Source organism: Guptibacillus hwajinpoensis (assembly GCF_005144865.1).
Classification (GTDB): domain Bacteria; phylum Bacillota; class Bacilli; order Bacillales; family Guptibacillaceae; genus Guptibacillus; species Guptibacillus hwajinpoensis_A.
The window spans coordinates 373,189-400,128 of record NZ_SWFM01000003.1; the positions used below are offsets into that span (position 1 = coordinate 373,189).

The 26,940-nt window shown below is 39.1% G+C and carries 24 protein-coding genes, 7 tRNA genes and 1 riboswitch; of the genes, 10 read left to right on the top strand and 21 right to left on the bottom strand.

The window, feature by feature from the left end; all coding sequences use genetic code 11:
* Positions 1-77 precede the first annotated feature (77 nt).
* Positions 78-1,328, bottom strand: coding sequence for an MFS transporter (locus FBF83_RS12810; protein WP_136947548.1), 1,251 nt, complete (start codon positions 1,326-1,328; stop codon positions 78-80).
* Between the two features lie 101 nt (positions 1,329-1,429).
* Here FBF83_RS12810 and FBF83_RS12815 point away from each other — a divergent pair, with 101 nt between their 5' ends.
* Positions 1,430-1,720 carry a hypothetical protein gene (locus tag FBF83_RS12815; RefSeq protein WP_136947549.1) on the top strand — a complete coding sequence of 97 codons (291 nt, stop codon included), beginning with the start codon at positions 1,430-1,432 and terminating at the stop codon, positions 1,718-1,720.
* A gap of 44 nt (positions 1,721-1,764) precedes the next feature.
* On the opposite strand, the gene FBF83_RS12820 is transcribed toward FBF83_RS12815, so the two are convergent.
* The 10 genes from FBF83_RS12820 to FBF83_RS12865 form a co-directional block, all read right to left on the bottom strand.
* Positions 1,765-2,376 carry a superoxide dismutase gene (locus tag FBF83_RS12820; protein WP_136947550.1) on the bottom strand — a complete coding sequence of 204 codons (612 nt, stop codon included), beginning with the start codon at positions 2,374-2,376 and terminating at the stop codon, positions 1,765-1,767.
* 236 nt (positions 2,377-2,612) lie between these two features.
* Positions 2,613-2,688, bottom strand: a tRNA-Phe gene (locus FBF83_RS12825).
* A gap of 205 nt (positions 2,689-2,893) precedes the next feature.
* Positions 2,894-2,970, bottom strand: a tRNA-Met gene (locus FBF83_RS12830).
* A 213-nt stretch (positions 2,971-3,183) separates the two neighbouring features.
* Positions 3,184-3,276 (bottom strand) — tRNA-Ser (locus FBF83_RS12835).
* Positions 3,277-3,286: 10 nt separating this feature from the next.
* A tRNA-Ile gene (locus tag FBF83_RS12840) sits at positions 3,287-3,363 on the bottom strand.
* A 13-nt stretch (positions 3,364-3,376) separates the two neighbouring features.
* Positions 3,377-3,452, bottom strand: a tRNA-His gene (locus FBF83_RS12845).
* Between the two features lie 24 nt (positions 3,453-3,476).
* Positions 3,477-3,553, bottom strand: a tRNA-Met gene (locus FBF83_RS12850).
* A 3-nt stretch (positions 3,554-3,556) separates the two neighbouring features.
* Positions 3,557-3,631 (bottom strand) — tRNA-Asn (locus FBF83_RS12855).
* Positions 3,632-3,770: 139 nt separating this feature from the next.
* A complete protein-coding gene (locus FBF83_RS12860) occupies positions 3,771-4,253 on the bottom strand; it encodes a DUF456 domain-containing protein (protein ID WP_136947551.1) in 483 nt (160 codons plus the stop codon).
* A gap of 117 nt (positions 4,254-4,370) precedes the next feature.
* Positions 4,371-5,999 (bottom strand): Na/Pi cotransporter family protein, encoded by a 1,629-nt coding sequence (locus FBF83_RS12865; protein ID WP_169525435.1) that lies wholly within the window; start codon positions 5,997-5,999, stop codon positions 4,371-4,373.
* 233 nt (positions 6,000-6,232) lie between these two features.
* On the opposite strand from FBF83_RS12865, the gene FBF83_RS12870 reads away from it, so the two are divergent.
* From FBF83_RS12870 to metH, 5 genes are all read left to right on the top strand, one after another.
* Positions 6,233-7,030, top strand: a complete 798-nt coding sequence (locus FBF83_RS12870; RefSeq protein ID WP_136947553.1) for a DUF1189 domain-containing protein — start codon at positions 6,233-6,235, stop codon at positions 7,028-7,030.
* A 98-nt stretch (positions 7,031-7,128) separates the two neighbouring features.
* Positions 7,129-7,238: riboswitch (SAM riboswitch) on the top strand.
* 75 nt (positions 7,239-7,313) lie between these two features.
* On the top strand, positions 7,314-8,438 hold the full coding sequence (locus FBF83_RS12875) for a methionine biosynthesis PLP-dependent protein (RefSeq protein WP_136947554.1): 1,125 nt from the start codon (positions 7,314-7,316) through the stop codon (positions 8,436-8,438).
* Positions 8,431-9,624: a cystathionine beta-lyase gene (metC, locus tag FBF83_RS12880; RefSeq protein ID WP_136947555.1), complete on the top strand. Its 1,194-nt coding sequence runs from the start codon at positions 8,431-8,433 to the stop codon at positions 9,622-9,624. Before FBF83_RS12875 ends, metC begins: the two co-directional genes overlap by 8 nt.
* Positions 9,621-11,477, top strand: a complete 1,857-nt coding sequence (locus FBF83_RS12885; protein WP_136947556.1) for a bifunctional homocysteine S-methyltransferase/methylenetetrahydrofolate reductase — start codon at positions 9,621-9,623, stop codon at positions 11,475-11,477. Before metC ends, FBF83_RS12885 begins: the two co-directional genes overlap by 4 nt.
* Complete coding sequence (gene metH / locus FBF83_RS12890; protein ID WP_136947557.1) at positions 11,458-14,895, top strand: methionine synthase; 3,438 nt, start codon at positions 11,458-11,460, stop codon at positions 14,893-14,895. Before FBF83_RS12885 ends, metH begins: the two co-directional genes overlap by 20 nt.
* Positions 14,896-15,265: 370 nt before the next feature.
* Here the strand turns inward: metH and FBF83_RS12895 are convergent, their stop codons facing one another.
* A complete protein-coding gene (locus tag FBF83_RS12895) occupies positions 15,266-15,922 on the bottom strand; it encodes an NfeD family protein (RefSeq protein ID WP_136947558.1) in 657 nt (218 codons plus the stop codon).
* Between the two features lie 72 nt (positions 15,923-15,994).
* The gene (locus FBF83_RS12900) at positions 15,995-16,870 is read right to left on the bottom strand and encodes a DUF1002 domain-containing protein (RefSeq protein ID WP_136947559.1); all 876 of its coding nucleotides are present in this window, start codon (positions 16,868-16,870) and stop codon (positions 15,995-15,997) included.
* Positions 16,871-17,054: 184 nt separating this feature from the next.
* Here FBF83_RS12900 and FBF83_RS12905 point away from each other — a divergent pair, with 184 nt between their 5' ends.
* Together FBF83_RS12905 and ispG are read left to right on the top strand one after the other, a co-directional pair.
* Positions 17,055-17,357, top strand: a complete 303-nt coding sequence (locus tag FBF83_RS12905) for a LysM peptidoglycan-binding domain-containing protein (RefSeq protein ID WP_136947560.1) — start codon at positions 17,055-17,057, stop codon at positions 17,355-17,357.
* Between the two features lie 159 nt (positions 17,358-17,516).
* Complete coding sequence (gene ispG, locus FBF83_RS12910) at positions 17,517-18,635, top strand: flavodoxin-dependent (E)-4-hydroxy-3-methylbut-2-enyl-diphosphate synthase (RefSeq protein WP_136947561.1); 1,119 nt, start codon at positions 17,517-17,519, stop codon at positions 18,633-18,635.
* Positions 18,636-18,707: 72 nt separating this feature from the next.
* Here ispG and FBF83_RS12915 read toward each other — a convergent pair whose 3' ends face one another.
* The gene (locus FBF83_RS12915; RefSeq protein ID WP_240688089.1) at positions 18,708-19,115 is read right to left on the bottom strand and encodes a DUF4190 domain-containing protein; all 408 of its coding nucleotides are present in this window, start codon (positions 19,113-19,115) and stop codon (positions 18,708-18,710) included.
* A 160-nt stretch (positions 19,116-19,275) separates the two neighbouring features.
* Between FBF83_RS12915 and FBF83_RS12920 the strand changes: the two genes are divergently transcribed.
* Positions 19,276-19,854 carry a hypothetical protein gene (locus tag FBF83_RS12920; RefSeq protein ID WP_136947562.1) on the top strand — a complete coding sequence of 193 codons (579 nt, stop codon included), beginning with the start codon at positions 19,276-19,278 and terminating at the stop codon, positions 19,852-19,854.
* Positions 19,855-19,869: 15 nt separating this feature from the next.
* Here FBF83_RS12920 and FBF83_RS12925 read toward each other — a convergent pair whose 3' ends face one another.
* The 5 genes from FBF83_RS12925 to FBF83_RS12945 all read right to left on the bottom strand — a co-directional run bounded on the left by FBF83_RS12925 (position 19,870) and on the right by FBF83_RS12945 (position 23,889).
* Positions 19,870-20,286, bottom strand: coding sequence for a Fur family transcriptional regulator (locus FBF83_RS12925; protein WP_136947563.1), 417 nt, complete (start codon positions 20,284-20,286; stop codon positions 19,870-19,872).
* Positions 20,287-20,303: 17 nt separating this feature from the next.
* Positions 20,304-21,143: a metal ABC transporter permease gene (locus tag FBF83_RS12930; RefSeq protein WP_136947564.1), complete on the bottom strand. Its 840-nt coding sequence runs from the start codon at positions 21,141-21,143 to the stop codon at positions 20,304-20,306.
* Positions 21,144-21,920 (bottom strand): metal ABC transporter ATP-binding protein, encoded by a 777-nt coding sequence (locus FBF83_RS12935; RefSeq protein WP_136947565.1) that lies wholly within the window; start codon positions 21,918-21,920, stop codon positions 21,144-21,146.
* 220 nt (positions 21,921-22,140) lie between these two features.
* On the bottom strand, positions 22,141-22,833 hold the full coding sequence (locus tag FBF83_RS12940) for a lytic transglycosylase domain-containing protein (protein ID WP_240688090.1): 693 nt from the start codon (positions 22,831-22,833) through the stop codon (positions 22,141-22,143).
* A 189-nt stretch (positions 22,834-23,022) separates the two neighbouring features.
* Positions 23,023-23,889, bottom strand: coding sequence for a YitT family protein (locus FBF83_RS12945; protein ID WP_136947566.1), 867 nt, complete (start codon positions 23,887-23,889; stop codon positions 23,023-23,025).
* A 147-nt stretch (positions 23,890-24,036) separates the two neighbouring features.
* Here FBF83_RS12945 and FBF83_RS12950 point away from each other — a divergent pair, with 147 nt between their 5' ends.
* Complete coding sequence (locus tag FBF83_RS12950) at positions 24,037-24,297, top strand: DUF2624 family protein (RefSeq protein ID WP_136947567.1); 261 nt, start codon at positions 24,037-24,039, stop codon at positions 24,295-24,297.
* Between the two features lie 266 nt (positions 24,298-24,563).
* On the opposite strand, the gene FBF83_RS12955 is transcribed toward FBF83_RS12950, so the two are convergent.
* A complete protein-coding gene (locus tag FBF83_RS12955) occupies positions 24,564-25,457 on the bottom strand; it encodes a deoxyribonuclease IV (RefSeq protein ID WP_136947568.1) in 894 nt (297 codons plus the stop codon).
* 98 nt (positions 25,458-25,555) lie between these two features.
* Positions 25,556-26,833, bottom strand: coding sequence for a DEAD/DEAH box helicase (locus tag FBF83_RS12960; protein WP_136947569.1), 1,278 nt, complete (start codon positions 26,831-26,833; stop codon positions 25,556-25,558).
* Positions 26,834-26,940: the final 107 nt, after the last annotated feature.

A 26,940-nucleotide genomic window follows, 5' to 3' on the forward strand; every position in this document is an offset into this window, starting at 1 on the left:
TTCCAGACAGGTGTCCTTCTGTAATCTCTTCTCCTAACTATACTTACTGGTGTTCCAAAAGTAAAGGGACTAAGGAGCTATTGTAACACTTCAGGCGGCGATTCTGTTTTTGAAACTGGTTTGCTTTTGAGCTTTCTAATAAACACATAAATGAACGAGTGCCCTGCACCTACAATCAACAATAAAATGGGGATGCTTTCCGCATCGTTAAATAAAGACACAGCAATTAGAAAAAGGATAATGGAAACAATTCTTCCCAAGTTGAGATATACCTCTCGAACGACAATATATTCAATTCGCATTTCAGCTGCATTCCAAGCTTTCCCAATAACATCGTACGTTAACGAAATATATGGCACAAGAAGTAAAGGATAAGCAAGAGAAATACATATTCCATACACCAGCAGCTTCCCAAAAGTTAAATCAGATACGAGAAGAAAAACAGAGGCATAAAGTATGATTCCCCCATATAATATTGCTTTTTTTCTAAAGCGTGGTTTAATCAATCGTGTTGCCAAGTAATACGCAAGAAAGGCAACTGCTGAATTTACAAGTCCGAACGTTCCGATAGCGAGTTCACTTTCAGTTGTGATAAAGACAAGCACGACAATAATGAAAATAAATGTTCCTTCTCTAATTCCCTGAAAGAAGTGAGCATGCAATATGTTTAACCAATCTGAATTCGCTTTCCTTTCTTGAAAGACCCGTCTGAATGAAAATGTGCCTTTTGCAGAACGTCTTTCCAAGAAGAAACTTAAGATTACTGCTGCAAAAAACAAAGCAAGTGAAACTCCGAAAATCACTTTATAACCTGTAAATGCTTCAAGACTTGAAATAACAAATCCTGCGAAAATCGGTCCAATCATCCCTGCAAAGGATGTAAGTAGTCCTAGAAACCCGTTAAAAAAATCTCTTGTCTCTGGCTCTGTAATCTCAAATGTTAACACATTAAAAGCTAGCCAATAAAATCCAAAACCAATGCCAAGTAATGCACCTAGTAAGATGAGTAAGTGACTTGCATTCTGACCGAGAGCTAGTACCGTAATATAGAAAAGCGCAAGAAATATTACGCCTATCCTTAATACAATTACCCTGTCCATTTTTTTTGCCCACCTACCAGCCAATATAAAGGTCAAGGGCTGACTTATGACAACTGCAAGATTATAAATACCAATATCGGTAAATTCACCGGACTGTTTCCACAGGTATACATTTACAAACGTATTTGAGAGCGCGATGCTCAATGCATATAATCCACCGATTGTAAGCAATAATAACAAGTCTTTTGTTACTTCTATATCACCAATCATGTGTTTAATGACTTTCATAACAAACTCCCCTTTTTTCATCCACCCTTATTTTGTATTAATTCCGGCTCGTTATGCGGATGTTTCAAAAAGGATAAACTGTTTTTGAAAGGGGATATGATATGTTCTGCTTTATACATCAACACAAATCAATCATTCCTGAAGTTAGAAATCAATTTCTTATAAGGTTGGAAGAAGCACTTAATCAACTTAACCGCCCTTATGGATTTCATAAAAATCACTATACAATAATCATCAATAAAGGAATGGATGAACTTACTATTACCATGTCGGAAAGACAAATTCTTATATTTAGTAATTACGACTTTGAAGACGGTTCAACTATTACAGATCTCGTCATTGAAAAGGCAATGGATATTTTTGGTTCGATCTCCGTTCGTATTGAATACTAAAAACCCCGACAACAGAGTTGTCGGGGTTAACCAAATAGCTTTTATTATTTAGCTGCTTCGTAACGCTTAGCAACTTCATCCCAGTTTACAACATTCCAGAATGCGCTGATGTAATCAGGACGCTTGTTTTGATACTTAAGATAATAAGCATGCTCCCAAACATCAAGACCTAGAATAGGAGTAACACCTTCCATTACAGGTGTATCCTGGTTAGGTGTGCTTGTTACTTCAAGTTCTCCGCCTTTAACTACAAGCCATGCCCAGCCTGAGCCGAAACGTCCTGCAGCAGCGTTAGCGAAATCTTCTTTAAAGCTTTCAAAGCTACCGAATTTCTTTTTGATTGCTTCACTTAGGTCACCAGATGGCTCTCCGCCGCCATTAGGGCTTAGAAGTTGCCAGAAAAGTGAGTGGTTAGCATGACCACCGCCATTGTTTCGAACAGCAGTACGGATGCCTTCAGGTAGAGCATCAAGGTTACCAAGAAGATCTTCAAGGCTCTTAGATGCGTGGTCTTCGTGACCCTCTAGTGCACCATTCAATTTTGTTACATATGCGTTATGATGCTTGTCGTGGTGGATCTTCATTGTTTCTTCGTCAATATGTGGTTCTAGTGCGTTGTAATCGTAAGGTAGTTCTGGTAGTTCAAATTTAGCCATTGTGAATCTCCTCCTTAAAATAATATGTAACTTGCTGTCACGACGGGAAGCCCGTCACATGGACATGATAACGTCACAAGTTTACAGTAGCAGATTTGTCATGCGTTTTCAAATAATAAACATTTGAATCTCCATAACACATATAGATTTTCCCCGCTAAATTTAAAATTAAACATTCCATTATAAAATTGCAACAAAAAAACTCGCCATAACTGACGAGTGGGATCTTTATTAAGTGGTGGCTCCGGACGGAATCGAACCGCCGACACGTGGATTTTCAGTCCACTGCTCTACCGACTGAGCTACAGAGCCGAGGAATGTATAACGTGTAATTGCTGTATGTACTTATACTTTAAAAACAATAAGTTAATCTCTACACAATAAAATCAGTATTTATATATTGTACATTTACGTTTGAGGGAAATAGCACATAGATATGAGTTTAGGTTGCCCCTAAAGGGACTCCGAATTAAATTTAAACGTAGAAACTTATTCCACGTAGTGAAAATTTGGTTATTGGTTGCGGGGGCAGGATTTGAACCTGCGACCTTTGGGTTATGAGCCCAACGAGCTACCGAACTGCTCCACCCCGCGACGATATGAATAAATATATGCTGTGCCTGCTTCATTATGCAGCGCACTGTTTCTTCCTCTACAAGGTTATGCTCCGATGCGTATCCGTCGAAACAACTCGTTGCTGTTTCAATGATGTAACGCTCGTTGCTCCACCCCGCGACGATATGAATAAATATATGCTGTGCCTGTTTCATTATACAGTGTACTGTTTTTAACTTTGAAAGTTAAAAATGGAGGAGGAAGAGGGATTCGAACCCCCGCGGGCGATTAAGCCCCTGTCGGTTTTCAAGACCGATCCCTTCAGCCAGACTTGGGTATTCCTCCGATATTCATTTGGTGGACCCTGCAGGACTCGAACCTGCGACCGGACGGTTATGAGCCGTCAGCTCTAACCAGCTGAGCTAAGGGTCCTTATGTAATAAAGTGGGGCGGCTGATGGGAATTGAACCCACGAATGCCGGAATCACAATCCGGTGCGTTAACCACTTCGCCACAACCGCCACTGTGTGTCGTATGAAAATAAATGGTAGCGGCGGAGGGGATCGAACCCCCGACCTCACGGGTATGAACCGTACGCTCTAGCCAGCTGAGCTACACCGCCATATGGCTCCACAGGTAGGATTCGAACCTACGACCGATCGGTTAACAGCCGATAGCTCTACCACTGAGCTACTGTGGAATATTTCTTAACGACAAGAACTAATATACCATACCAGGAATTAAAGCGTCAATAACTTATTTGAAATTTATTTCGCTCACCCAAAATTAATTCTGAAAACACTATACCATTCTTTCTTTTACTCATCAAGAACTCCAAGTTATATTACATATATCAAGAAGACAATCACCATGATTGCTTGAAGCACACCTTTCATTAATGCTCCTCCTAGAAATCCAAGAAGTGATCCTACTCCAACTTGAACAGATTCTTTAAACGGCTTACGGTGAATAACTAATTCTGCTCCTACAGCTCCTATAAATGGTCCCAGTAGGATTCCAACAAACGGAATGATAAAGGGTCCAATTAATAACCCAATTGTACTTCCCCATATTGCTGCTTTTGAACCTCCGTATTTCTTTACTCCGAATAAGTTACTTGCATAATCTGCTACGAACAATAAAACAGTAAGCAGAATCTGAATAATCCAGAAATCAATCGTCATAGGGACAAATTCAAAAAACACACCGTACAAAACAAACCCTATATATACAAATAGCACAGCAGGTATAATGGGATAAATTAATCCCACGAAAGCTACTACAAAAGCAACACTAATTACTGACCAAAATAAAATTTCCATATTTTCACCCCCTCTTCCTTCTATTATATACACACAGTTTTTTTACCTTCTATAAAAATCAGCTAAAGACCATAAAAAAATGGAAGTAGGGAATTCCCTACTTCCATCTACGAATCTTTATTCTTCGCCAATAACAGCTTCCGCAATATTAACAGCGTGATCACCAATTCGTTCTAAGTTACTGATGATGTCGACAAATACGATTCCTGCGCTTCCAGTACATTCGCCTTCATTTAATCGAAGAATATGTTGTTTGCGTAGGGTTCTTTCCATTTTGTCAATTTTATCTTCGAGTTTAACGACTTCCTGTGCCTTTTCGACATCCCACTTATCAAGTGAATCAAAGGCTTCTTGAAGAGCCGAAAGTGTAAGGTTAAACATAGTATCTAAGTCGTTCATTGCTAATTCAGTCATTTTGACTTTGTTACTAATTTGATAATCAACGAGTTCTACAATGTTTTCCATGTGATCACCAATTCGCTCAATATCACGAACAGAGTCCATCAACATGCCATGTCTAGTCGATTCATCCCCAGAAAGAGATGTAGCAGACAACTGAATAAGGTAGTCTGTAATCTTATTATCCAGGTTGTTGATTGCTTCTTCATATTGAACTGTTTTCTCAGCACTCTTCTGACTTCTAGAAGTTAAATAGTTAGACGCTTCTTTAACGCCTTTATACGCAAATTCACTCATACGAATTACTTCTTCTTTAGCCTGTCCAAGTGCTACTGAAGGAGAACGCTCAATAAATACTGGATCAAGGTGCTTAGGTTTGTATTCAATTTCTGAATCTTCACCAGGAATGATCTTGGTCACAAGAATTGCAAGTCCAGCTATAAATGGAAACTGAATTACTGTATTTGTGATATTAAAAATTCCGTGTCCGAAAGCAATCGTCATCTCTGGGTTTAAATTTAACGAATCCCTAAGGTACTCGATAAACGGTGTGTAAGCGAATAAGAAAATTAAGAAGATCGCTGTACCAATTAAGTTAAAAATAACGTGAGTAAGAGCGGTACGTCTTGCTGCTACAGATGCGCCAATAGATGCTAGCACTGCCGTAATTGTTGTCCCGATATTGTCACCGAACAGAACTGGCAATGCAGCCTGAAGGTCGAGGGCGTTTTGAGAGTAAAGCCCTTGTAGCACACCAATTGTTGCGCTTGAACTTTGAACAATTACAGTAAATACAGTACCAATAACAACACCCAATATTGGGTTTGAGCTCATACTTACAGTAAGCTCCTGGAACGCTTCCAGACTGCGTAGTGGTTTCATACCCGAACTCATAAGTTCAAGCCCAAAGAATAATGCTCCGAAACCAAATACGATTTGGCCTACGTAATTAATTTTCTTCTTCTTAAAGAAGAAAATCAATAAAGAACCTACAGCAATAATCGGAAGTGCGTAGTCTTTAATAGGAAAACCTATTATAAAAGCGGTAACGGTCGTTCCGATATTCGCTCCCATTACCACACCAATAGCTTGTTTTAACGTCATGAACCCTGCGTTAACAAGTCCAACGGTTAAAACTGTTGTTCCTGAACTACTTTGAATCAGAATCGTTACAATAATACCAGCGAGAACACCCATAAACGGATTTGTTGTAAACCGATCAAGAATGTCTCTTAAGCGATCGCCAGCTGATCGTTGAAGGCCATCTCCCATATACTTAAGTCCAAACAGGAATATACCTAGACCTCCCACAAACTGAAAGATCATCTCCTGAACGTTGAGTTCCATCATTTCAACCCCTTGCACCTAGATTTATTTTTTCGACAATACTCAACAAAGTCCCTTGTCTATTATCTACATCGATACCCCCTTTGTAAAGAGTTAATATAGATTTGTAAATATATTATTGATATATCAAAATTGTTTCAGAAAAGTTTCAACAACCTTATTGTTCCCATCCGTCAATTTAAGCTAAACTGGTTTTGGAGGGTAGACCCTCCAGATGGAGAGGAGATTATGATTTGAACATTTTTAAACAACTCTATTTCAGTTTATATTCACCAAAAATGATGGCTCGCTTTCGTTTCCAAAAGCTTGGAAAGCCTATTCTTTATGTCTTTCTGCTTATGCTACTTACTTCTGTTCCTGTCGGGATTATCACGGCTGTTTCGTTTACAAATGCCTATGATGAGCTTAAAACGCACATGACAGATGTACCTGAATTTACATTGGAAGATGGGAAGCTAACATCTGATCAATCAGAACCGCTCGTACGAAATAATGATGGGCAAACTTTTATATTCGATGCGACTGGAGAAACTAAACCTGATGACGTTATAGAATATAAATCAGCCATCGCCTTTTTAGAAGATCGAATTATAGTAAATGATGCTGGTACAAATCAGGAGTTTGATTATAGTAATTTCAGTACGATGACACTTACCAAACAGGATGTGAGTGAACTTTCTCAAAACCTTGATAGTCTGCTGCCAATTTTTATTCCATTACTTATTTTTGTGGTCTATTTATTTCAAACTGGCCTTAAGTTTATTGGCATTACGGTTCTTGCCACAATCGGTTTACTATTGAGAAGTATCTCCAAACGTAAAGTTTCTTATAAACAACTATGGGTACTCTCTGTTTATGCGGTTACAATTCCAACTCTATTTTTTGCTATCATGGCAACTTTAAAAACTACAGTACCATTAGGATTCTTGCTATACTGGTTTGTAGCAATCGCGCTTCTATACTTAACGATTAAAGAAATACCGCTCCCGAAAAAGCGTGTAACAAATGAGCGAACTGAGGAATTGAAATAAAGTAAATTTCAGATTATTTACAAAAAAACTTGCAATTCATTTTCACATCATGTAGATTAATGAACAAGAATTATTACAACAACTTCATATCATTTTTATTCTTATCAAGAGAAGCAGAGGGACTGGCCCTATGAAGCTTCAGCAACCACCGGATTATTCAGGAAAGGTGCTAATTCCAGCAAGTTGAATTCAACTTGAACGATAAGAAGAAGAGCAGCCAAAGTCTTCTTCTTATAGAGGGCTTTTTTTTATTGCCCTTTACTTATTGAAAAGGAGAATGATGATGTCAAAAAAACAGTATGAAACGTCACTCGTCCAACTAGGTAACAGATCTGATCCACAAACAGGGGCTGTAAATCCACCCGTTTACTTTTCTACTTCATATAGTCATGAAGGGATCGGCCAGTCAACAGGCTTTGATTATTCAAGAACGAAAAATCCGACTCGTTCAATTCTCGAAACAGCTATAACTGAGCTTGAACAAGGAGATCAGGGTTTTGCATTCAGCTCTGGGATGGCAGCCATTCAAGCTGTCCTCTCCCTCTTTAAATCCGGTGATCATATACTCGTGTCTGACGATTTATACGGTGGCACGTTTAGACTATTCTCGCACGCTGAAAATCATTTCGGTATCAAATTCACTTATTTCGACAGTGGGAATATTGATCACATTCAAACACTTGTTACCAAAACAACAAAGGCTATTTTTGTTGAAAATCCATCAAATCCGTTAATGAAACTGGCCGATATAAGTGAAATCGCTCATGTTGCTCATAATTATAACTTGCATTTCATCGTGGACAATACGCTATTTACTCCTCTCTTACAGAATCCTCTTGTTATAGGAGCAGATATCGTCGTTCATAGCGCAACGAAGTATCTTGCAGGACACAATGACGTTCTAGCAGGTCTTGTTGTAGCAAGAGGAGAGTCCCTTTGTGCTGATCTTGAACTATATCAGAATGGCGCAGGTGCTGTTCTTTCACCATTCGATTCCTGGTTAGTAATCCGTGGAATGAAAACTCTACCTCTTAGACTCAAGCAGCATGAAGCTAATGCACGACTCGTTGCAGAGTACTTAATGAAGCATGATGCAATTACAGATGTTTTCTATCCAGGTAAGGGCGGAATGCTCTCCTTCCGTTTACGTTCAGAAAAATGGATCGATAGTTTCCTAAGAAATCTGAAGGTTGTTACTTTCGCCGAAAGCCTCGGAGGAGTCGAGAGCTTCATTACCTACCCTGCTACTCAAACACACGCTGAAATTCCAGAGGTAATTAGATTAGAAAAAGGGATTTGCAATCGACTACTTCGCTTCTCAGTCGGAATCGAACAAATTGATGATCTCTTGCAAGATCTAAATCAGGCACTGGCTATTTTTATAGGGGAGGGCGTACAACATGACTGAGCATTCTTATACATTCCAAACAAGACTACTTCATAACGACCATAAATTTGATGAGGGAACTGGAGCCGTTAGCGTTCCGATCCAACATGCTTCTACGTTTCATCAAACCGATTTCGATCATTCTGGTCGCTATGATTACAGCCGTTCTGGCAATCCAACTCGGGAAGCATTGGAAACGACGATCGCTAATCTAGAAGGTGGTGTAAAAGGCTTTGCATTTGCTTCAGGAATGGCTGCTATTTCTACTTCGTTTATGCTGCTATCTCAACATGATCACGTACTAGTATCTGAAGATGTATACGGGGGTACTTACCGCATGATTCAAGATGTCCTTTGTCGATTTGGAATCGAGCATACTTTTGTGGATATGACGAATCTAGAAAGTGTGGCTACCGCCATTCAACCTAACACCAAAGTCGTTTTTATCGAAACACCATCAAATCCTCTTCTTAAAATCACTGATATACAGGCCGTGGTTAAACTTTCTAAAGCGAATGGATGTTTAACTTTTGTAGATAACACGTTTATGACTCCAGCACTTCAACGTCCTTTAGACTTCGGAGCAGATATCGTTCTTCATAGTGCGACGAAGTTTATAGCTGGCCATAGTGATGTTGTGGCAGGTCTTGCCGTTGTTAGAGATGAAAAACTAGCCGAGAAGCTTTCATTTCTCCAAAATTCTTTTGGCGCAATTTTAAGTCCACATGATTCGTGGCTTGTTCTTAGAGGGTTAAAAACGTTGCATTGTCGACTTGAGCAATCATCTAGATCAGCCTTCCGTCTTGCACATGCACTGGCAAAAGAATCGATGGTGGAAGAAGTCTATTACCCTGGTTTCTCATTTCATCCAGGTCATTCTACCCATGTTTATCAAGCGGCAGGTCCTGGTGCAGTACTGTCCTTTCGCCTTGCAGATGAAAACGCTGTTCGATTGTTTACAAAACACGTTCAAATTCCTGTTTATGCGGTTAGTCTGGGGGCAGTTGAATCAATACTTTCTTATCCTGCTAGAATGTCTCACGCCTCCATGCCATCTGATCAAAGAAAAAAACGTGGGATTACAGATGGATTACTGCGTCTTTCCGTAGGACTTGAAAACGCCGATGACTTGCTCGAAGATTTCAAAAATGCTCTAGACGCAATGAATCAATATGACACACTGGCGTCAGGAGGCTTACACGTATGAGTCTACTAAGTGAATTAGAAAATAACGTCTTGATTGGTGATGGAGCAATGGGAACACTCTTATACTCCTATGGCATCCATCAATGTTTTGAAGAATTAAACCTTTCACATCCAGAACAGGTATTGAATATTCATCGCGCTTATATTGATGCTGGTTCAGATGTTATACAAACCAATACATATGGCGCGAATTACAGTAAATTAGTGCGGTATGGTCTTGAGGATTTTGTTAAAGAAATAAATACGGAAGCAGTTAAATTAGCAAGAAAGGCTTCGAAAGAATCAACATATATACTTGGAACAATAGGTGGAATACGAGGGATAAATACACGAGCAACTGCTCTTGATGAAGTGAAACGTAGTTTTCGAGAACAGCTTTATTGTCTCCTTCTTGAAGGCGTAGACGGAATAATGCTTGAGACTTATTACGATTTAGAGGAATTGACAACAGTATTAGAAATCGCTAGGAAACATACTAATCTCCCTCTTATCGCACAGGTTTCCATGCACGAACCAGGCGTTCTTCAGGATGGTACTTCACTTTCATCTGCTTTGAAACAACTAGAAACTGCAGGAGCAGATGTGACAGGAGTTAACTGTCGCCTCGGGCCCTATCATATGATCCAATCTTTAGAACAGGTTCCGTTGTCACAAAGTTTTCTATCAGCATATCCAAATGCAAGTTTGCCCGATTATGAAGATGGACGTTTGGTCTATCCAACTGCACCGGATTATTTCAGAGAAAGTGCCCTCGCCCTACATCAACAAGGGGCAAGATTAATTGGGGGATGTTGCGGTACAACTCCTGAATACATCGCAGCAGCTGCGAGCGCATTAAAAGGAATAAAGCCTATCACCTCTAAAGAGGTTACTGTCAAAGATAACGACTCTTTCATTTTCGAATCTGAAAGTGACCGTTTACCACATCTTCATGAGATTGCCTATTACCAGAAATCGATCATTGTAGAACTTGACCCACCTAAGAAATTATCTATTGATAAATACCTTAAAGGCGCAAAAGCACTTCAAGATATTGGGGTTGATGCTATTACGCTTGCAGATAATTCACTTGCTTCACCTCGAATTTGCAATACTGCAATGGCTTCAACCATCCAAACACAATATAATGTTCGGCCTCTTGTGCATATCGCATGTCGTGATCGAAATATCATTGGTCTCCAGTCTCACTTAATGGGCCTTCATACACTAGGAATCAATCAGGTTCTTGCTGTTACAGGAGATCCAACGAAAATAGGAGATTTTCCTGGTGCCACATCGGTTTATGATGTTTCATCATTTGATCTCATAAAATTAATTAAACAATTTAATAAAGGACTATCTTATTCAGGTAAATCACTAGGCATTAAAACTTCATTTTCAGTTGCTGCCGCTTTTAATCCGAACATTCGGCACCTTGATCGTGCCGTTTCAAGACTTGAGAAGAAGCAACAATATGGTGCAGATTATTTTATAAGTCAACCTATATTCAGTGAAGAACAATTAGTGGAGGTATATGAGGCAACAAAGCATTTAACATGTCCAATTTATATTGGAATTATGCCATTAACAAGTTCTCGTAATGCTGAATTTCTTCATAATGAAGTACCTGGAATTAAACTATCCGATACCATACGAAATAGAATGGCAAAAGCTTCTGATCAACAAGAAGCTCAAAATGAAGGACTAGCCATAGCCAAGTCACTTATTGATGCGGCTTTTGATTTATTTAATGGACTATATTTAATTACTCCATTTTTACGTTACGAACTCACAGTGGAATTAGCTCGATATATTAAAGAAAAAACTCGTTTGGAAGATGAAAGGAAGATTCGTAATGGCCTACACATCGTTTAAAGATCATCTACAGAAGAAAATCCTAGTTCTAGACGGAGCTATGGGAACAATGATTCAACAGGCCAATCTAACAGCAGATGATTTTGGTGGCGAGGCTTATGATGGCTGTAACGAATACCTGTCTTTAACAAGGCCAGACCTCATTAGATCAATACATGATGACTATTTGTCAGCTGGAGCTGATATTATTGAAACGAACACGTTTGGAGCAACCGATCTTGTTTTAGACGAATATAAACTCGGTCATTATGCAGAAAAAATCAATTATACTTCTGCCCTCCTTGCCAAGGAAGCGGTATCTAGAGTTTCCACGCCTTCTAAACCACGCTACGTTGCAGGTGCAATGGGACCAACTACCAAAACATTATCCGTAACAGGTGGCACAACGTTTGAAGCCCTTTGCAATTCTTATGCTTTACAAGCAAAAGGACTGCTAAAAGGCGGTGTCGACCTTCTTCTGATTGAAACAAGTCAGGATATGTTGAACGTTAAAGCAGCTTATATTGGAATTACAAGATCTTTCAACGAACTTAATCTAACTGTCCCACTGATCATATCAGGTACTATAGAACCAATGGGAACAACTCTTGCTGGCCAGAGTATCGAGGCGTTCTACTTATCTCTTGAACATATGAATCCAGCAGTTGTAGGGCTAAACTGCGCTACTGGTCCAGAGTTTATGAGAGACCACCTCCGTTCACTTTCTGACCTTGCTACTACAGCTGTCAGCTGTTATCCAAATGCTGGCCTTCCGGATGAAGAAGGAAATTATCACGAAACACCCGAAACGCTAGCTGCCAAAATTTCAGGTTTCGCTAAAAAAGGGTGGTTAAACCTTGTAGGTGGTTGTTGTGGTACAACTCCAGCACATATTGAAGCAATTGCCGAATCTGTAAAAAATATTAATCCTAGAATTGCACCTCCCTCACATCCTCATGCGATTTCAGGTATTGAGCCTTTTATCTATGACGAAAGTACAAGACCCATTCTCGTAGGTGAGCGCACAAATGTGATAGGTTCACGAAAATTCAAGCGTCTCATTGCTGAAGGAAAATTTGAGGAAGCATCAGAAATTGCCCGATCACAGGTGAAAAAGGGTGCTCAGGTTATTGATATCTGTCTTGCTAATCCCGATAGTGACGAATTGGCTGATATCGAGAACTTTATGAAATACGTTGTTAATAAAGTGAAAACACCTTTGATTATTGACTCGACCGATGACGCTGTAATTGAAAAAGCTCTTTCCTATTCTCAAGGTAAAGCTATTATTAATTCTATTAACCTTGAAGATGGGGAAGAACGTTTTGAATCCGTCGTACCATTAATTCACAAGTATGGTGCTGCAGTAGTCGTAGGAACCATTGACGAAACAGGCATGGCCATCACGGCAGAACGAAAGCTTGAAATCGCAAAGCGGTCTCATGACTTACTCGTTTCTAAATATGGACTAAAGTCTTCAGATATCATCTTTGATCCGCTCGTTTTCCCAATAGGTACTGGTGATATGCAATATATTGGTTCAGCAGCCGAAACAATTGAGGGAATTAGAAAAATTAAGGAAGAACTACCTGATTGTCAAACGATTCTAGGCATCAGTAATGTCTCTTTTGGTTTACCACCAGTGGGTAGGGAAGTTCTGAATGCTTCTTATTTGTACCACTGTACAAAAGCTGGTCTAGATTATGCGATCGTTAACACCGAAAAACTTGAACGATATGCATCGATTTCTGAAAAAGAAGTTTTGCTCGCGGATGAATTACTTTTCAAGACAACTGACCAAACTCTCGCAGATTTCACTGCTTTTTATAGAGGTAAGAAAAAAGAAACCAAGGTGCAGTCCACTCTCACACTTCAAGAACGCCTTGCAATGTATGTAGTTGAAGGAACAAAAGAAGGCTTAATTCCTGACTTAGAAAAAGCTCTAAGAGAGTATTCCTCTCCGCTCAAAATTATTAATGGACCGTTAATGACGGGTATGGCCGAGGTTGGGAAGCTTTTCAATGAAAATCAATTAATCGTAGCTGAAGTTCTCCAGAGTGCTGAAGTTATGAAAGCATCTGTTGCGTACCTTGAACCTCATATGGAGAAAGAAGATTCGTCACACTCGAAGGGTAAAGTATTATTAGCTACTGTAAAAGGTGATGTGCATGACATTGGAAAAAACTTGGTTGAAATTATTTTGAGTAACAATGGTTTCGAGGTCCTTGATCTAGGAATCAAAGTAACCTCGACCGATCTAATCAAACAGATTGAAGAACACAAACCTGATTTCATCGGGCTTTCTGGTTTACTTGTAAAATCCGCTCAACAGATGGTATTAACTGCTCAGGATATGAAACAAGCAAAAATTTCTATACCAATTCTCGTTGGTGGTGCTGCACTATCAAGAAAGTTCACCGATAATAAAATTTCAGCTGAGTATGACGGACCCGTATTTTATGCAAAAGATGCAATGTCCGGATTGGCTATTTCGAACAAGCTTAGTAATGAAGAAGAGAAAAGAATTTTGGTTGACGAGCATTCTAGAAAAATAACTTCTATCCCAACTAGTATTCCATCCTCTTCCGGAGCAGGTACAGCTGTGGCGATTAAGAAAGAGTCCACTGTACCTTTAGCACCAGTATTTACACCTTATGATTTCGCCCCTCATGTCTTAAGGAATTATTCAGTCGCCCACATCGAACCATATATTAATATGCAAATGTTAATTGGGCACCATCTAGGGCTTAAAGGAAAAGTATCAAGACTTCTTAGCGAAAAGAACGAAAAGGCATTCCATTTGAAAGGGGTTGTTGACCAACTCTTAACACGCGCCAAAAAGGAAAAGTGGATAAAGCCTTCTGCAAAATATCAGTTTTTCCCCGCTCAGTCTGATGGGAATGATGTCATAATCTATGACCCAGTCGATCACAAAACAATCATTGAGCGATTTACATTCCCCAGGCAATACAAAGAACCGTTTTTATGTCTTTCGGATTACCTGCGTCCTTTTTCAAGCGGCGTAATGGATTATGTTGGATTTTTTGCAGTAACAGCTGGTAGTGGAATTAGAGAACGGTCTGTGGAACTCAAAAATCAAGGTGACTACCTTGAAAGTCATGCACTACAAGCACTTGCACTTGAAACTGCCGAAGGTCTTGCTGAGCATGTTCATCAACTTATGCGTGACAAATGGGGGTTCCCAGATCCAACAGATTTCACTATGCAGAATCGCTTTTCTGCTAAATATCAGGGACAACGTTTTTCATTTGGCTATCCTGCATGCCCGGAGCTCGATGATCAAAAGAAATTATTCGACCTCATTAATCCAGGTGAAATTGGTATAGAACTCACCGACGGATGTATGATGGAACCTGAAGCATCAGTGACAGCTATGGTATTTGCTCATCCAGAAGGAAGATATTTCAACGTGTTATAAGCATCAAAGAAGGAGCATTTGTACTTTTCAAATGCTCTTTCTTAATTTGCAGAAAATATATATGTAACATTTTCTTATCTTTTGGCTCTTTTCTAAAAGATTGTTGCTTTTGAAAGAAGTTTTGTATAAAGAACCACAATTAGCTAATTGGAGCGAAAATCCTTCTCACTCTTATAGCAACAATGCTTACGAAAACAGCCTATCTTTTTAACTAGGTATAGATTCGCTTAACCATTCACCAAGCTTTTTCTAGCAACTAACTTCATCTGTCTAGTCTCTCCGATTCTCTGTAAACCCTTTTTATGATCGTGAAAATGAAGGCTAAACGAATGATAAAAACCCCGAATCCAAGACTCGGGGCCAATACATATTAAATAGGGTGTCGTTTGCTCTGTTCCTTGTGTTCTTCGATGACAATACGCGTCCCATCAACAGACGTAATAATGACCTCGACATCTTTGTTGATCCAGTTTCCTGCTGAAATTGCACTGTATTTCTTGTCATTTAATTGAATCGTACCACTTGGTCTGAACGCCGTAATGGTTGTAGCCGTTTCCCCAATTAAGCCCTTATACTCTTCATTCATGGAGTTATAGCCCATCTCGCTACTTAGTCGATCCTTTAGCGTCATCTTAGTCCACATTGAACGAGCTTTGAAAACGCGTAGAAAAAGAAATGACGCTGCTGTACCGATTAAGAACCCGCTTGATACAAGTAGCCCGTAAATGAACGAAGGCGAAGGTATAGCAACAGCAGTAACCATCATCAAGAGTCCAATTAACCCGAACGTCCCATCGTTTAATAGCTTTCCATCAAGAATAACCAGACCAAGGCCTACTGCAAAGACAAGCCCCATCCAGAGCATTGAAGATAGTGATGTAAGATGAAAGCTAAAGTAGAACGTTAGCATTAGAATTCCAATCAATCCAAAAAACCCTTTTACACGCACGAGTAATTCGCCAAATAAGAAGAGCACACTAACTAGAATGACAAGAAAACCAACAATCGGCAACGATAAAATTCCCATCCTCGCTCCCTCCTTTTCCCTTCTCTCTTCTATTACGTTTAGGAGTGTATAAAGTTTCAGTTTATTAACAATCTAAGATTGGAATATCCCTTTTAGACCATCAATAAGTGCAATAAAAAAATCTAGGATCTTTCTAATAAACGATTGCGTTTCTTCTTTATTTAGGAATTCATCAAGATTCTCTCTTGCATTCTCTAATTGACTCTTCATTTGATCCCAATCAATATCAAGGTTCTTCATACGATTAAATAATGCGACCAAACCATCAAGTTCATCCTGTGTCAGTTCAATCCCTGAATCACTAGCAATTTGCTTGATAAGTGTTCTAAGTTCTTCTTCTGTTTCTGGAGGGTTCGTCGCAATCTCATCTTTAATCTTCGTCATTAATTCAGTAGCTTTATCTGCTCCTACACTATCGCTTAGCTTTGCAGTTGTGACAAGCTCTTCATTTGCTACTTGCTTTTGTTCCTCAGGGATGACTTTGTCAGAACTAAGTTCATATGCCTTAATAAGCCCTGTAAGAGCTGCAGTTCCAGACACTTCAGTTGGTGCTGTGATATAAATATCTGCATCTTTCACACCGGCAGTTATTAATGCATTCGCGTACATTTCATCTGTTACCCAATTAATATTATTCGTTTCAACACTTAAACCGGCATCCTTTTCTCCAATTGTTATGGAAGATGAAGAAAGGGCGCGTGTTCCAATCAGTGCTTTACTTATATATTCTCCGAGGTATTTATGCTCCTCTTCATTTGTTACAGTAACCGTCATTGCATCTTTAGGAGCTTTCATTTCTTCTAACAAGTTCTGCTTTTGATCTTCCGATAAATCTTCTCCAAGAGTGACAATAACATCTCCAACACTAGCATCTGCTAGAGCAACAACAGGCATAATTGACATGATCAACAACATAGACAGGATAAATGGCATTACTTTTTTTAGCATGTTATGATCTCCTTTTTAACGTTAGGCTTCCTTAGATAAAGTGTGCTTTTACTCCTTACCTCTCTGTTATTTTACTCGACCCTTTGATGAAAGAAAAGATAATTCCACTAGAACTGTGACATATTCTGGATGGACAAGCATAGAGTAGAACTAAAATACTCTTTCAAGGGGAGCGGTGAAAGTTATGCGTAAACTTCTGTCTATCTCGCTTTTTCTGCTGGTCCTTCATACCACATATTATGATTTAACAACAGGTACTCTAGCCACTCCTGTTGTCTCAGTAGTAGATAAGCCAATCCAAAAGGAAACCGAACCTTTCATTATTTATCAAGTTAAGGCTGGCGATACAGTTCTTTCATTGGTTGAAAAAGCAAACGGGACGATTCCTGTTTCTATCGATACAATTGTTCACGATTTCGAAACATTAAACGAAATCCCCCCTAACCGTATACAAATCGGAAAGAAATATAGAATTCCAACATACTGAAGACGATTAGGTCAATCATTATTTCTTGTCAATAGCTCTCTAAAGTTGCTACAATGGGGTAGTACTAAAGATGAGTCTTATTCCCTATTCGGGGAGTATATACAAAGCGATCTAAATCATGAGGTAAGCAATCCTACATGTAAAAGGAGCGATTTTCGCATGAATGAAATTACCCACCGTAGTAAAACAAGACCTGTTAAAGTAGGTCCTTTAACAATAGGCGGTAACAACGAAGTTATTATTCAAAGTATGACAACAACCAAAACGCATGACGTTGAGGCAACAGTTGCAGAAATTAATCGTCTAGAAGAAGCAGGATGTCAGATTGTCCGCGTAGCTTGTCCAGATGATCGAGCAGCAGATGCAATACCAGAAATTAAAAAGCGAATTAACATCCCACTCGTTGTTGATATCCACTTTAATTACAAGCTAGCACTCAAAGCAATTGAAGGTGGAGCTGATAAAATCAGAATTAACCCTGGTAATATCGGTCGTCGCGAGAAAGTCGAAGCTGTTGTAAAAGCAGCTAAAGAAAAGGGCATCCCAATTAGAATTGGTGTTAATGCTGGTTCTCTTGAAAGAAAAATTCTTGAGAAATACGGGTACCCAACTGCTGAAGGTATGTTGGAAAGTGCACTGCATCATATCAAAATTCTTGAAGACCTTGATTTCTACGATATTATCGTATCCATGAAGGCTTCTGACGTGAATCTTGCTACTGAGGCGTACGAGCTTGCAGCACGTTCATTCGATTACCCACTGCATCTTGGAATTACCGAGTCTGGTACACTTTTTGCAGGTACAGTAAAAAGTGCAGCTGGCCTTGGCGTTATCCTTTCAAAAGGAATTGGTAATACCGCACGTATTTCACTAAGTGCAGACCCCGTTGAGGAAGTTAAGGTAGCAAGAGAACTTCTTAAGTCATTTGGTCTTGCAGCCAATGCAGCAACATTAATCTCTTGTCCGACTTGTGGCCGTATTGAAATCGACCTCATCTCAATTGCAAATGAAGTTGAAGAATATATTTCAACAATTAAAGCACCAATTAAAGTGGCAGTGCTCGGCTGTGCCGTTAACGGTCCAGGTGAAGCTCGCGAAGCAGATATTGGTATTGCAGGAGCTCGTGGTGAGGGACTGCTCTTCCGCCACGGTGAAATTATCCGTAAAGTTCCAGAAGAAACAATGGTCGAAGAGCTCAAAAAAGAAGTCGATAAAATAGCTGAAGAACATTACAAGAAAATGGAAGAAGAAAAGGCGAAAGCTGAAGCTAACACTTGATTAATCCATTTCCTTACGAAGAAAAGCCTGACATCCAGTGGATGTCAGGCTTTTTTCTAGAACACATTTTCACTAAAAAAATGGTGCGAAGAATAAACTGATGATCATTGAAGCGGCACCGACACCAATTGCCCAAGAACCCAGCGTTGTGAGTCCTTTTCTTCTCGCAACAAATCCTACGACAATACCCGCTGCTCCAAGTATAACGGGTAGAATAAACAGCGAAAGGATCGATAAAGCTAGTGCGGCTACACCAACTCCTACACCTGTCGTTTCCTGTTCCTTTCTCTTAGCTTCAAAGTGTTCTTGACGCTCCTCAGAAGTTGGACGTTCATTTTCAGGCGACTGCAAATAAGGACGGTCTAATACACCTGGTGCTACTTCGGCTGCAGCTTCTTCAAGGTATTCCTCTTCAGATTTGCTGTGCAACCCACGTTCCTCGATGAAATCCAGATCCTCATCATGTCTGTCTTCTGTCATATACATCCCTCACTTTAGCATGTTGTGGAGCATGATTAGTATTCGTAAGTGGATAGGAGAATATGTTTTATACATCAGTAAGATACTGCCAATTTCTCAAGCTAAAGAGCCTGCAATGTATGATATGATGAAGGAAGAGCAAACATAAAGGAGTTCTGTTATGACAATTAAACGACTGGGTCTTGATATTGACGGGACTGTTACAAGTCCCAAAACCTTTCTTCCTTACTTAAATTCTTCGTTCAACAAACAGCTATCTCTTTCGGATATTACTCAATATAATCTGGCAAACCTTCTCGGCATTTCACATAAAGAATTCTATGAGTGGTTGAAAGACAATGAAGAAACCATTTATTCAAATGCCATCATAGCTGAAGATGCACACCCCATATTAGAGGATTGGAAAGGGAATTACGAACTATTTTATATAAGTGCTAGAGGTGATCATTTACTTGATACAACTAGAAATTGGTTTACTACAAATAGCGTTCCGTATCATCACATTGATTTGATAGGTAAACACGACAAAATAAGTTCCATTAAAAAGCACAAAGTCGATGTTTTCTTTGAAGATAAACATGATAATGCTTGTGATATAGCTGAAGAATGTAATATACCCGTTATTCTTTTTAATACTCCCTACAACCAGGGCATTGTTCCATCAAATGTTAAACGATTAGATACTTGGCCAGAAGCCAGAAATTGGCTTCAACAATATCACAAAAACGGAAGAGCTTAAGCTCTTCCGTTTTTGTTACTGTGCCTGACACTCTCCGCATCTTCCATATACCTCGAATTTATGACCTGTTACTTTGAACTCAGAATCACCTACTGGAATATCTTCCATCGGGCAGGATTCAATTTGCCTTGTTCTTCCACATTGCAAACAGATCAAATGGTGATGATGATGATTAGTCGAACAACTAAGTCGATAGCGTTTTTCGCCGTTCCACTCTGTCTCTTCTAGTATCTCAAGGTCTTTAAATAGCGTTAGATTCCGGTAGATCGTATCTACACTCATTCCAGGATAGCTTTTCTGCATATAGATGAGTACATCCCTTGCAGATAAATACCTTTTCTCTTTTGCAAATAGTGTAACTAGATCTTCGCGTTTTTCTGTATATTTAAAACCCTCCTCTTTTAAAATCCGCAATGCAGTAGATACATTCATACTTACACCTCAATATGTTAAGATTTCCTTTGTTTTAATCGCTTAAATAAAAGAACGGCTACAAGAATTAGCGCAGATAATAGCACAATTGTGCCTCCTGGGGCGATGTCGAGATAATATGCAAGAACAAGCCCACCAAGTACAGCCATTTCCCCAAACAAGATCGAAAAACCAATCGTTTGTTTAAACCCTTTAGCGATTCGAATACTTGCTGCAACAGGAAGCGTCATTAGAGCTGAAACAAGGAGCACGCCAACTATTTGCATCGAAACAGCAATGACAAAAGCAACGAGTAATATGAAAATAAATTGAATCGATTTCCCTCTTATACCTGAAACAACCGCATGCTCTTCATCGAATGAAAGAAAGAATAATTCCTTATATAATAAAGTTACGACAAGCAGAACCACTACTGTAATAACTGCTACTGCCATTAAATCAGTGCGACTAATGGCAATTACACTTCCAAATAGATAATTAAACAAATCTGAATTAAATCCATCTGCAAGTGATAAGAAAACAACGCCAAGTCCTATACCACCAGATAATGTGATAGGAATCGCAAGTTCTTCAAAGTGTTTATATACTTTCCTAAGCTGTTCTATAAACAACGAACCGGCTGCAGAAAACGCCATACCCATGTAAACTGGGTTAATGCCCTGCCAAAATGTAGAATACTTTCCAATAAGCAGGCTTGCTGCAATCCCAGCTAGCGTAATATGAGAAAGGGCATCTGCTATTAAGGCCTGCCTTCTAACAACGATAAACACGCCTAGTAAAGGTGCAATAACCCCGATTAAAACTCCTGCCATAAATGCGTTTTGTAAAAACTCAAATTTCCATAAAGCCTGAATCATTTATACTCCTCCATGACCATGATCGTGATTTAAAACGTGAACATGGTGTCCATAAAATCCTGAAAGCTCACGATCATTAAACTGTTCAAATTCCTCCGTTTCGCCATGGAAATGAAGCGATTTGTTTAAGCAGGCTACATGAGTAACCTTATCTGTAATTGTTCCTATGTCGTGTGTAACAAGTAGTAGAGTAATGCCATTATCCTTATTTAGCTTACCAAGAAGCTGGTAGAAATCACTTGTGGAGTTTGCATCCACACCAACGGTTGGTTCATCTAGAATAAGAATATCTGGGTTACTTACAAGTGCTCTTGCAATAAAGACTCTTTGTTGTTGACCACCTGAAAGATCACCTATATTACTGGAACTATACTCTTTCATACCAACAAGCTGAAGAGCATCGAGTACCGCCTCTCGATGACTAGCCTTCATAAACTTAAATAATCCCAACTTACTTGTTAGTCCCATTGATACGACTTCAAATACTGAAGCAGGAAATCCAGAATTAAAACTATTGGCTTTTTGAGAAACGTAACCAATTTTACTCCAATCATGAAATTTATTAATTTTCTGCCCGAAAATATTCACATACCCTTTTTGAGGTTTAAGCAGACCAAATATGATTTTAATTAATGTTGATTTTCCTGAGCCGTTTGGTCCTACAAGCCCAACAAAAGCTCCCTTAGGAATTGAAAAGGTGATATCATCCAGAACATAATCGTCTCCATAGTGAAACGAAATGTTTTGTAGATTAATAATTGAGTTAGAATTTTTCATAAACAAAACCTGCCATTTATAAGAATGATTACGATTTACATTATGTAGTATACCGTATATGATGACAATTTGTAAATTTTGTTTTAGAAGGAATTAAGAAGTTTTCAAATACAATTTGTACTTAAATCAACTTAACTGTAGATAAAATCCCCCATTTCTATTTAGGAATGGGGGATTTCTTTACGCTTCTATAAGAGAAGCGAAGGTGCTATTGGGACGATTATAACTCATGAAGGCTTGCCATTTCTAGAATTTCTTCTGAATAGCCACTTTTAGGTGTACCTTTCTCAGATACATAAGCCTTCAATCCGCCAATGCCGCGATTATATGCAGTCAGGGCTTCATCCCAGTTGCCATACTTATCATAAAGATAATCAAGGTATGTGACTGAGAGAGTCATTGAGAAATAAGGATCAAATAATTTTTCCTCAGAGTAGCTTACACCTGCCATGTCTGCAATCCAAGGAGCAGTGTTGGTCATAAACTGAGCCATACCATATGCATGTCCATATTTTGTTTCAGGTCCTGTTAGTTCAGGATCAAATGTGTTACCTGTTTCTACTTTTAGAAGTTCATATGCGATCGCAGGATCAATATCTACCTTCATGGATTGATACGCTAAGAAAAGACCCCATTTTTTGCTGAACTTCCCGTCACTGTCATCGTAGAATTGTTGCGAGTAAGCTTTAGCTTGCTTCCACTCTTCTACATTGACAGAACCTGGGTCAAGTGAATAACCTGTTTCGTTTTCTAATTTAGTTAGAGCTGTATGAGTTTTCATCTGATCGTTCTTGGATGTCTTTTGATCCAATTCCCCGACTTTTGTTTTTGCATCGGCCACTTGCTCATTGAATAAATGAGATTGTACGAGAACTAGTGCTAGGACGAGAGTTAGAACAATAGCAGTGATCATTGACAGAGATTTTTTGAAATGATTTTTGATAAAATTGATAGTCTTGCACTCCTTTTCAACTGGTATTAATAAAGCTGGAGAGCACCAGTTAAGTATATACCCTATCATTTAAGTCTCAAACCTTTCTACTATTCTGCTCGGTAAATTGACCATTTCCTTAAGAAAAAAGACCCCCTGAATTAGGAAGTCTTAGTGGATTGGAGATTTAAATTTCGCACCTCTTGTTTCTTGAGTATTCATAATGGTAATGAAAGCCTGCGTATCTATGTCATAAATAACACCTTTAAGCTTAGTTACCTCAAGACGAGTAATTACCACATAGATAACTTCTTTCTCTTCATCTGTGTAACCACCTTTACCAATAAGCTTGGTTGTTCCCCTCCCAAGTCGATCAAGAATGGCATTTGAAATTTCTTCATAATGATCAGATACAATAAGAACGGCTTTCGTTTCATCAAGACCCTGGATAACCGTATCGATGGTTTTAAATGCAATATAGTAAGCCATAACAGAATACATCGCATTTTCCCAGCTAAAAACGAAACCAGCCCATGTAAAAATGAAAATATTCGTAAACATTACAAACTCTCCGATGGAGAACGGGATTTTCTTGGTTAATAAAATGCCAAGTATTTCAGTTCCATCCATTGAACCCCCATGCCTGATAACAAGTCCGACTCCAAGACCAAGTGTAAGTCCCCCAAATACGGTTCCTAAAATCGGTTCGTTAGTAAATGGCTCTGTATGATGAAGTAATGTCTCATAAACGGCAAGCCCAATAATTCCAAACAAAGTTGAGAACGCAAACGTTTTACCAATTTGCTTGTAGCCATAGTACATAAATGGAAGGTTTAAAACAATAACGAGAGTAGCAAAGTTAAACGGAGTTAAATGATCTAGAATTAGAGATACACCTATAATACCACCGTCAATCAACTGATTTGGAACAAGGAATAATTCAATAGCCGCTGCTGCAAGAAATGCTCCGATCATAATCATTAACAAACGATAGATCAGGTGCGTTTTACTTTCTTTCCTGTGTTGTTTTTTTTGCATTTCGCCCTCCTAGGCAATCTATGTATACTTTTTCTATATTATATAAGAAATAACAAGCTTCTTAAAGCAATGAAGTCCATTCAAAGTATAATTGAACACTTCCTTGAGCGACCTGCATAGTATGAGGTAGGCAAAGGGGGCAACGTGATGAATCCAATTCAACTTCAACTGGTTAACTTTAAATTGAATCGTATAACAACCGATGAACTTCTTCAACTATCCAAACAATATAGCATCTCACTTTCTGAAAAGGATGCAAAGAAAATTGTTCAGATCTTAAAGCAAGAGAATATTGATATTGCCAATCAAACACAAAGAAAACGTATTTTGATGAAGATCAGCCGTGAAGTTAGTCCAGCTGTTGCTTCTCAAGTTAACAGGTTAATCCTCTCATTTCTTAATGAATAACAAAAAACCGCTAGTGCGGTTTTTTGTTAGGCTGTTTTCGTAAACATTGTTGCAATAAGAGTGAGAGGAATTTCTGCTCCAGGATGCTCGCTTTTCGCGGGGCGGGCGCCTAGCCTCCTCGGCGCACAAAACATTGCGCCTGTGGGGTCTCACCTGTCCCGCTAGTCCCGCAGGAGTCGAGCATCCTTCCGCTCCAATTAGCTAAGTGGGGTTTTTTATACAAAACTTCTTTCAAAAGCAACAATTTTTTAGAAAAGAGCCTTTTGTTAAGAAGTTGTTAGTTTAGTTTTAAGCTTTTCATCAAATGTTTGGTTGCGAAGCATTTCGATCTCGAGTTTGTAAGGGGCTTTTTTGCTTTTCTTATCTTCACCTACATATGGCGTCTCCAAAATTTTAGGTATATCCTTCAATTGATCGTGATGGATCACCTTATTTAGGGATTCAAAACCGATATAGCCAAATCCAATGTTCTCATGGCGGTCTTTTGAGGCGCCTCGCTCATTCTTGCTATCATTAACATGAAGTACTTTCAGACGATCAATTCCTACAATGTGGTCAAATTCATTTAGAACACCATCGAAGTCATTAACAATATCATAACCAGCATCGTGAGTATGACAAGTGTCAAAACAAACGGATAATTTCTCGTTATGAGTAACACCATCGATAATTTGAGCAAGCTCTTCAAAGCTTCTCCCACACTCAGATCCTTTTCCAGCCATCGTTTCAAGTGCAATTTGAACTTCTTGATCAGAAGTGAGAACTTCATTAAGCCCTTCAATAATTTTCTTAATGCCTTGCTCAGCACCTGCTCCTACGTGTGCACCTGGATGCAATACAATTTGTCTTGCTCCTAATGCATGAGTCCGTTCAATTTCTGACCGAAGAAAGTCCACACCAAGTTGAAATGTCTCTGGCTTTGTTGTATTTCCGATATTAATGATATAAGGGGCATGCACGACAATATTGCTTATCCCATGCTCCTTCATGTGAGCTGTCCCTTTTTCTATGTTAAGCTTTTCGATCGCTTTTCGTCTTGTATTTTGGGGCGCACCTGTATAAATCATGAAAGTAGTTGCACCATATGAAACTGCTTCTTCACTTGCACCTAGTAGCATTTTATCTCCACTCATAGAAACGTGCGAGCCTATTTTCAACATACCATTCATTCCTTCCTTTAATCACTCCATATAATAGCACAGAGCCTTTTACAAGGTAAAGCAAACAAAAACCCTCCTGTGAAAGAGGGTTTCTTGAGTTATTTTCTTCCGCGCTTGTGTTGGATGCGGTCTCGTTCTTGCTGCATTTTTTTCTTATAGCCTGGTTTTACTTTCTTTGGCTTCGGAACGAATACTTCTGGTTTAGATGAAGTAGGTTTCTTCCTAGGTGTTACAGGCTTCGCTTCTACCCATTCACCGTTCTTCACTTCTTTGTATTCAATCTGAATACCTTTTGCAGATAGCTTCTGGACAGCTTGCTGGTCTGAAGGCTCTGCTAAAGTATAAGCAATTCCATCCTGACCTGCGCGAGCTGTACGCCCTACTCGGTGGATATAGAAATCAAGATCTTTCGGAAGTTCGAAGTTAATAACATGAGAAACGCCTTTAATATCAATACCTCTTGAGGCAAGATCAGTCGCTACAACATACTGGCACTCGGCCTCTTGTATCTTCTTCATGATTTGTTTACGCTGTCGTGCTTGTACACCACCGTGCAAACGTTCAACGTTGTGGCCATTTTCAATTAGAAAATCAGCTACTTCATCAGCTGTTTGTTTTGTGTTTGTAAACACAAGAGCTAAATAAGGATTAATTGCTTTAGTAACATTTAGAAGTAACTCTTTCTTCTCACGGTATCGTGCAGGAATAAAAATGTTTTCGACCTTGTCAGCCGTCACTTGTTCAGCGTTCACTTCAACGAACTTCGGATTGTCCATATACTTTTTCAAGAATGGTTGTAGACTTTTCGGAATTGTAGCTGAGAAGACTAACATTTGTAAATCCTTCGCCATTCTTGAGGCAATATAATCTACATCTTCAATAAAGCCCATATCTAACATTTGATCCGCTTCATCCACAACTAGCATTGTAGCAGGGAAAACACTCAATGCCTGTTCCTCAACAAGGTCCTTGATTCGACCTGGTGTTCCAATAACAATATGAGGTGTATTCTTCATTCGACTAATCATGCGTTTGCGATCCGTACCGCCTACAGCCTTCTTAATCGATATCGCTTCTTCTTCAGGTAAAGTTGTAACCAACTTTAGAGCTTCATTGTAAATTTGGTCCGCCAACTCACGAGTAGGCGCTGTAATTACAGCCTGACATTCATTCTTCTCGTGATTAATTCGATGAATCAGAGGAAGTAAGAACGCTAGCGTTTTACCTGATCCAGTCTGGGATTGACCAATGGCACTTTCGCCATTTCGAATAGCTGGTACCAATCGTTCCTGTATTTCAGTTGGTCTTGTAAATTTCTGTGCTTCAAGTGCCTCAATTAAAAAAGGCTTTAATCCTAATCTATCAAAATGTTTCATTATTATTGCTCCTCCATCCATTAATCCACCTTATATTATAGACCAATTTTCCCAAAAGCGCCATACGTCAAAAAACACCAATCTATAACTGTCATGCCCAATATCTC

Excerpts from the sequence above, each read along its gene's own strand:
- FBF83_RS12920 (WP_136947562.1), top strand. The coding sequence starts at position 19,276 with ATGACAATTAAACGACTGGGTCTTGATATTGACGGGACTGTTACAAGT.
- FBF83_RS12960 (WP_136947569.1), bottom strand. The coding sequence starts at position 26,833 with ATGAAACATTTTGATAGATTAGGATTAAAGCCTTTTTTAATTGAGGCA.
- FBF83_RS12950 (WP_136947567.1), top strand. The coding sequence starts at position 24,037 with ATGAATCCAATTCAACTTCAACTGGTTAACTTTAAATTGAATCGTATA.
- FBF83_RS12905 (WP_136947560.1), top strand. The coding sequence starts at position 17,055 with ATGCGTAAACTTCTGTCTATCTCGCTTTTTCTGCTGGTCCTTCATACC.
- FBF83_RS12935 (WP_136947565.1), bottom strand. The coding sequence starts at position 21,920 with ATGAAAAATTCTAACTCAATTATTAATCTACAAAACATTTCGTTTCAC.
- ispG (WP_136947561.1), top strand. The coding sequence starts at position 17,517 with ATGAATGAAATTACCCACCGTAGTAAAACAAGACCTGTTAAAGTAGGT.
- FBF83_RS12865 (WP_169525435.1), bottom strand. The coding sequence starts at position 5,999 with ATGGAACTCAACGTTCAGGAGATGATCTTTCAGTTTGTGGGAGGTCTA.
- FBF83_RS12945 (WP_136947566.1), bottom strand. The coding sequence starts at position 23,889 with ATGCAAAAAAAACAACACAGGAAAGAAAGTAAAACGCACCTGATCTAT.
- FBF83_RS12955 (WP_136947568.1), bottom strand. The coding sequence starts at position 25,457 with ATGTTGAAAATAGGCTCGCACGTTTCTATGAGTGGAGATAAAATGCTA.
- FBF83_RS12810 (WP_136947548.1), bottom strand. The coding sequence starts at position 1,328 with ATGAAAGTCATTAAACACATGATTGGTGATATAGAAGTAACAAAAGAC.
- FBF83_RS12915 (WP_240688089.1), bottom strand. The coding sequence starts at position 19,115 with ATGACAGAAGACAGACATGATGAGGATCTGGATTTCATCGAGGAACGT.
- metH (WP_136947557.1), top strand. The coding sequence starts at position 11,458 with ATGGCCTACACATCGTTTAAAGATCATCTACAGAAGAAAATCCTAGTT.
- FBF83_RS12815 (WP_136947549.1), top strand. The coding sequence starts at position 1,430 with ATGTTCTGCTTTATACATCAACACAAATCAATCATTCCTGAAGTTAGA.
- FBF83_RS12930 (WP_136947564.1), bottom strand. The coding sequence starts at position 21,143 with ATGATTCAGGCTTTATGGAAATTTGAGTTTTTACAAAACGCATTTATG.
- metC (WP_136947555.1), top strand. The coding sequence starts at position 8,431 with ATGACTGAGCATTCTTATACATTCCAAACAAGACTACTTCATAACGAC.
- FBF83_RS12875 (WP_136947554.1), top strand. The coding sequence starts at position 7,314 with ATGTCAAAAAAACAGTATGAAACGTCACTCGTCCAACTAGGTAACAGA.
- FBF83_RS12860 (WP_136947551.1), bottom strand. The coding sequence starts at position 4,253 with ATGGAAATTTTATTTTGGTCAGTAATTAGTGTTGCTTTTGTAGTAGCT.
- FBF83_RS12925 (WP_136947563.1), bottom strand. The coding sequence starts at position 20,286 with ATGAATGTATCTACTGCATTGCGGATTTTAAAAGAGGAGGGTTTTAAA.
- FBF83_RS12820 (WP_136947550.1), bottom strand. The coding sequence starts at position 2,376 with ATGGCTAAATTTGAACTACCAGAACTACCTTACGATTACAACGCACTA.
- FBF83_RS12885 (WP_136947556.1), top strand. The coding sequence starts at position 9,621 with ATGAGTCTACTAAGTGAATTAGAAAATAACGTCTTGATTGGTGATGGA.
- FBF83_RS12900 (WP_136947559.1), bottom strand. The coding sequence starts at position 16,870 with ATGCTAAAAAAAGTAATGCCATTTATCCTGTCTATGTTGTTGATCATG.
- FBF83_RS12895 (WP_136947558.1), bottom strand. The coding sequence starts at position 15,922 with ATGGGAATTTTATCGTTGCCGATTGTTGGTTTTCTTGTCATTCTAGTT.
- FBF83_RS12940 (WP_240688090.1), bottom strand. The coding sequence starts at position 22,833 with ATGATCACTGCTATTGTTCTAACTCTCGTCCTAGCACTAGTTCTCGTA.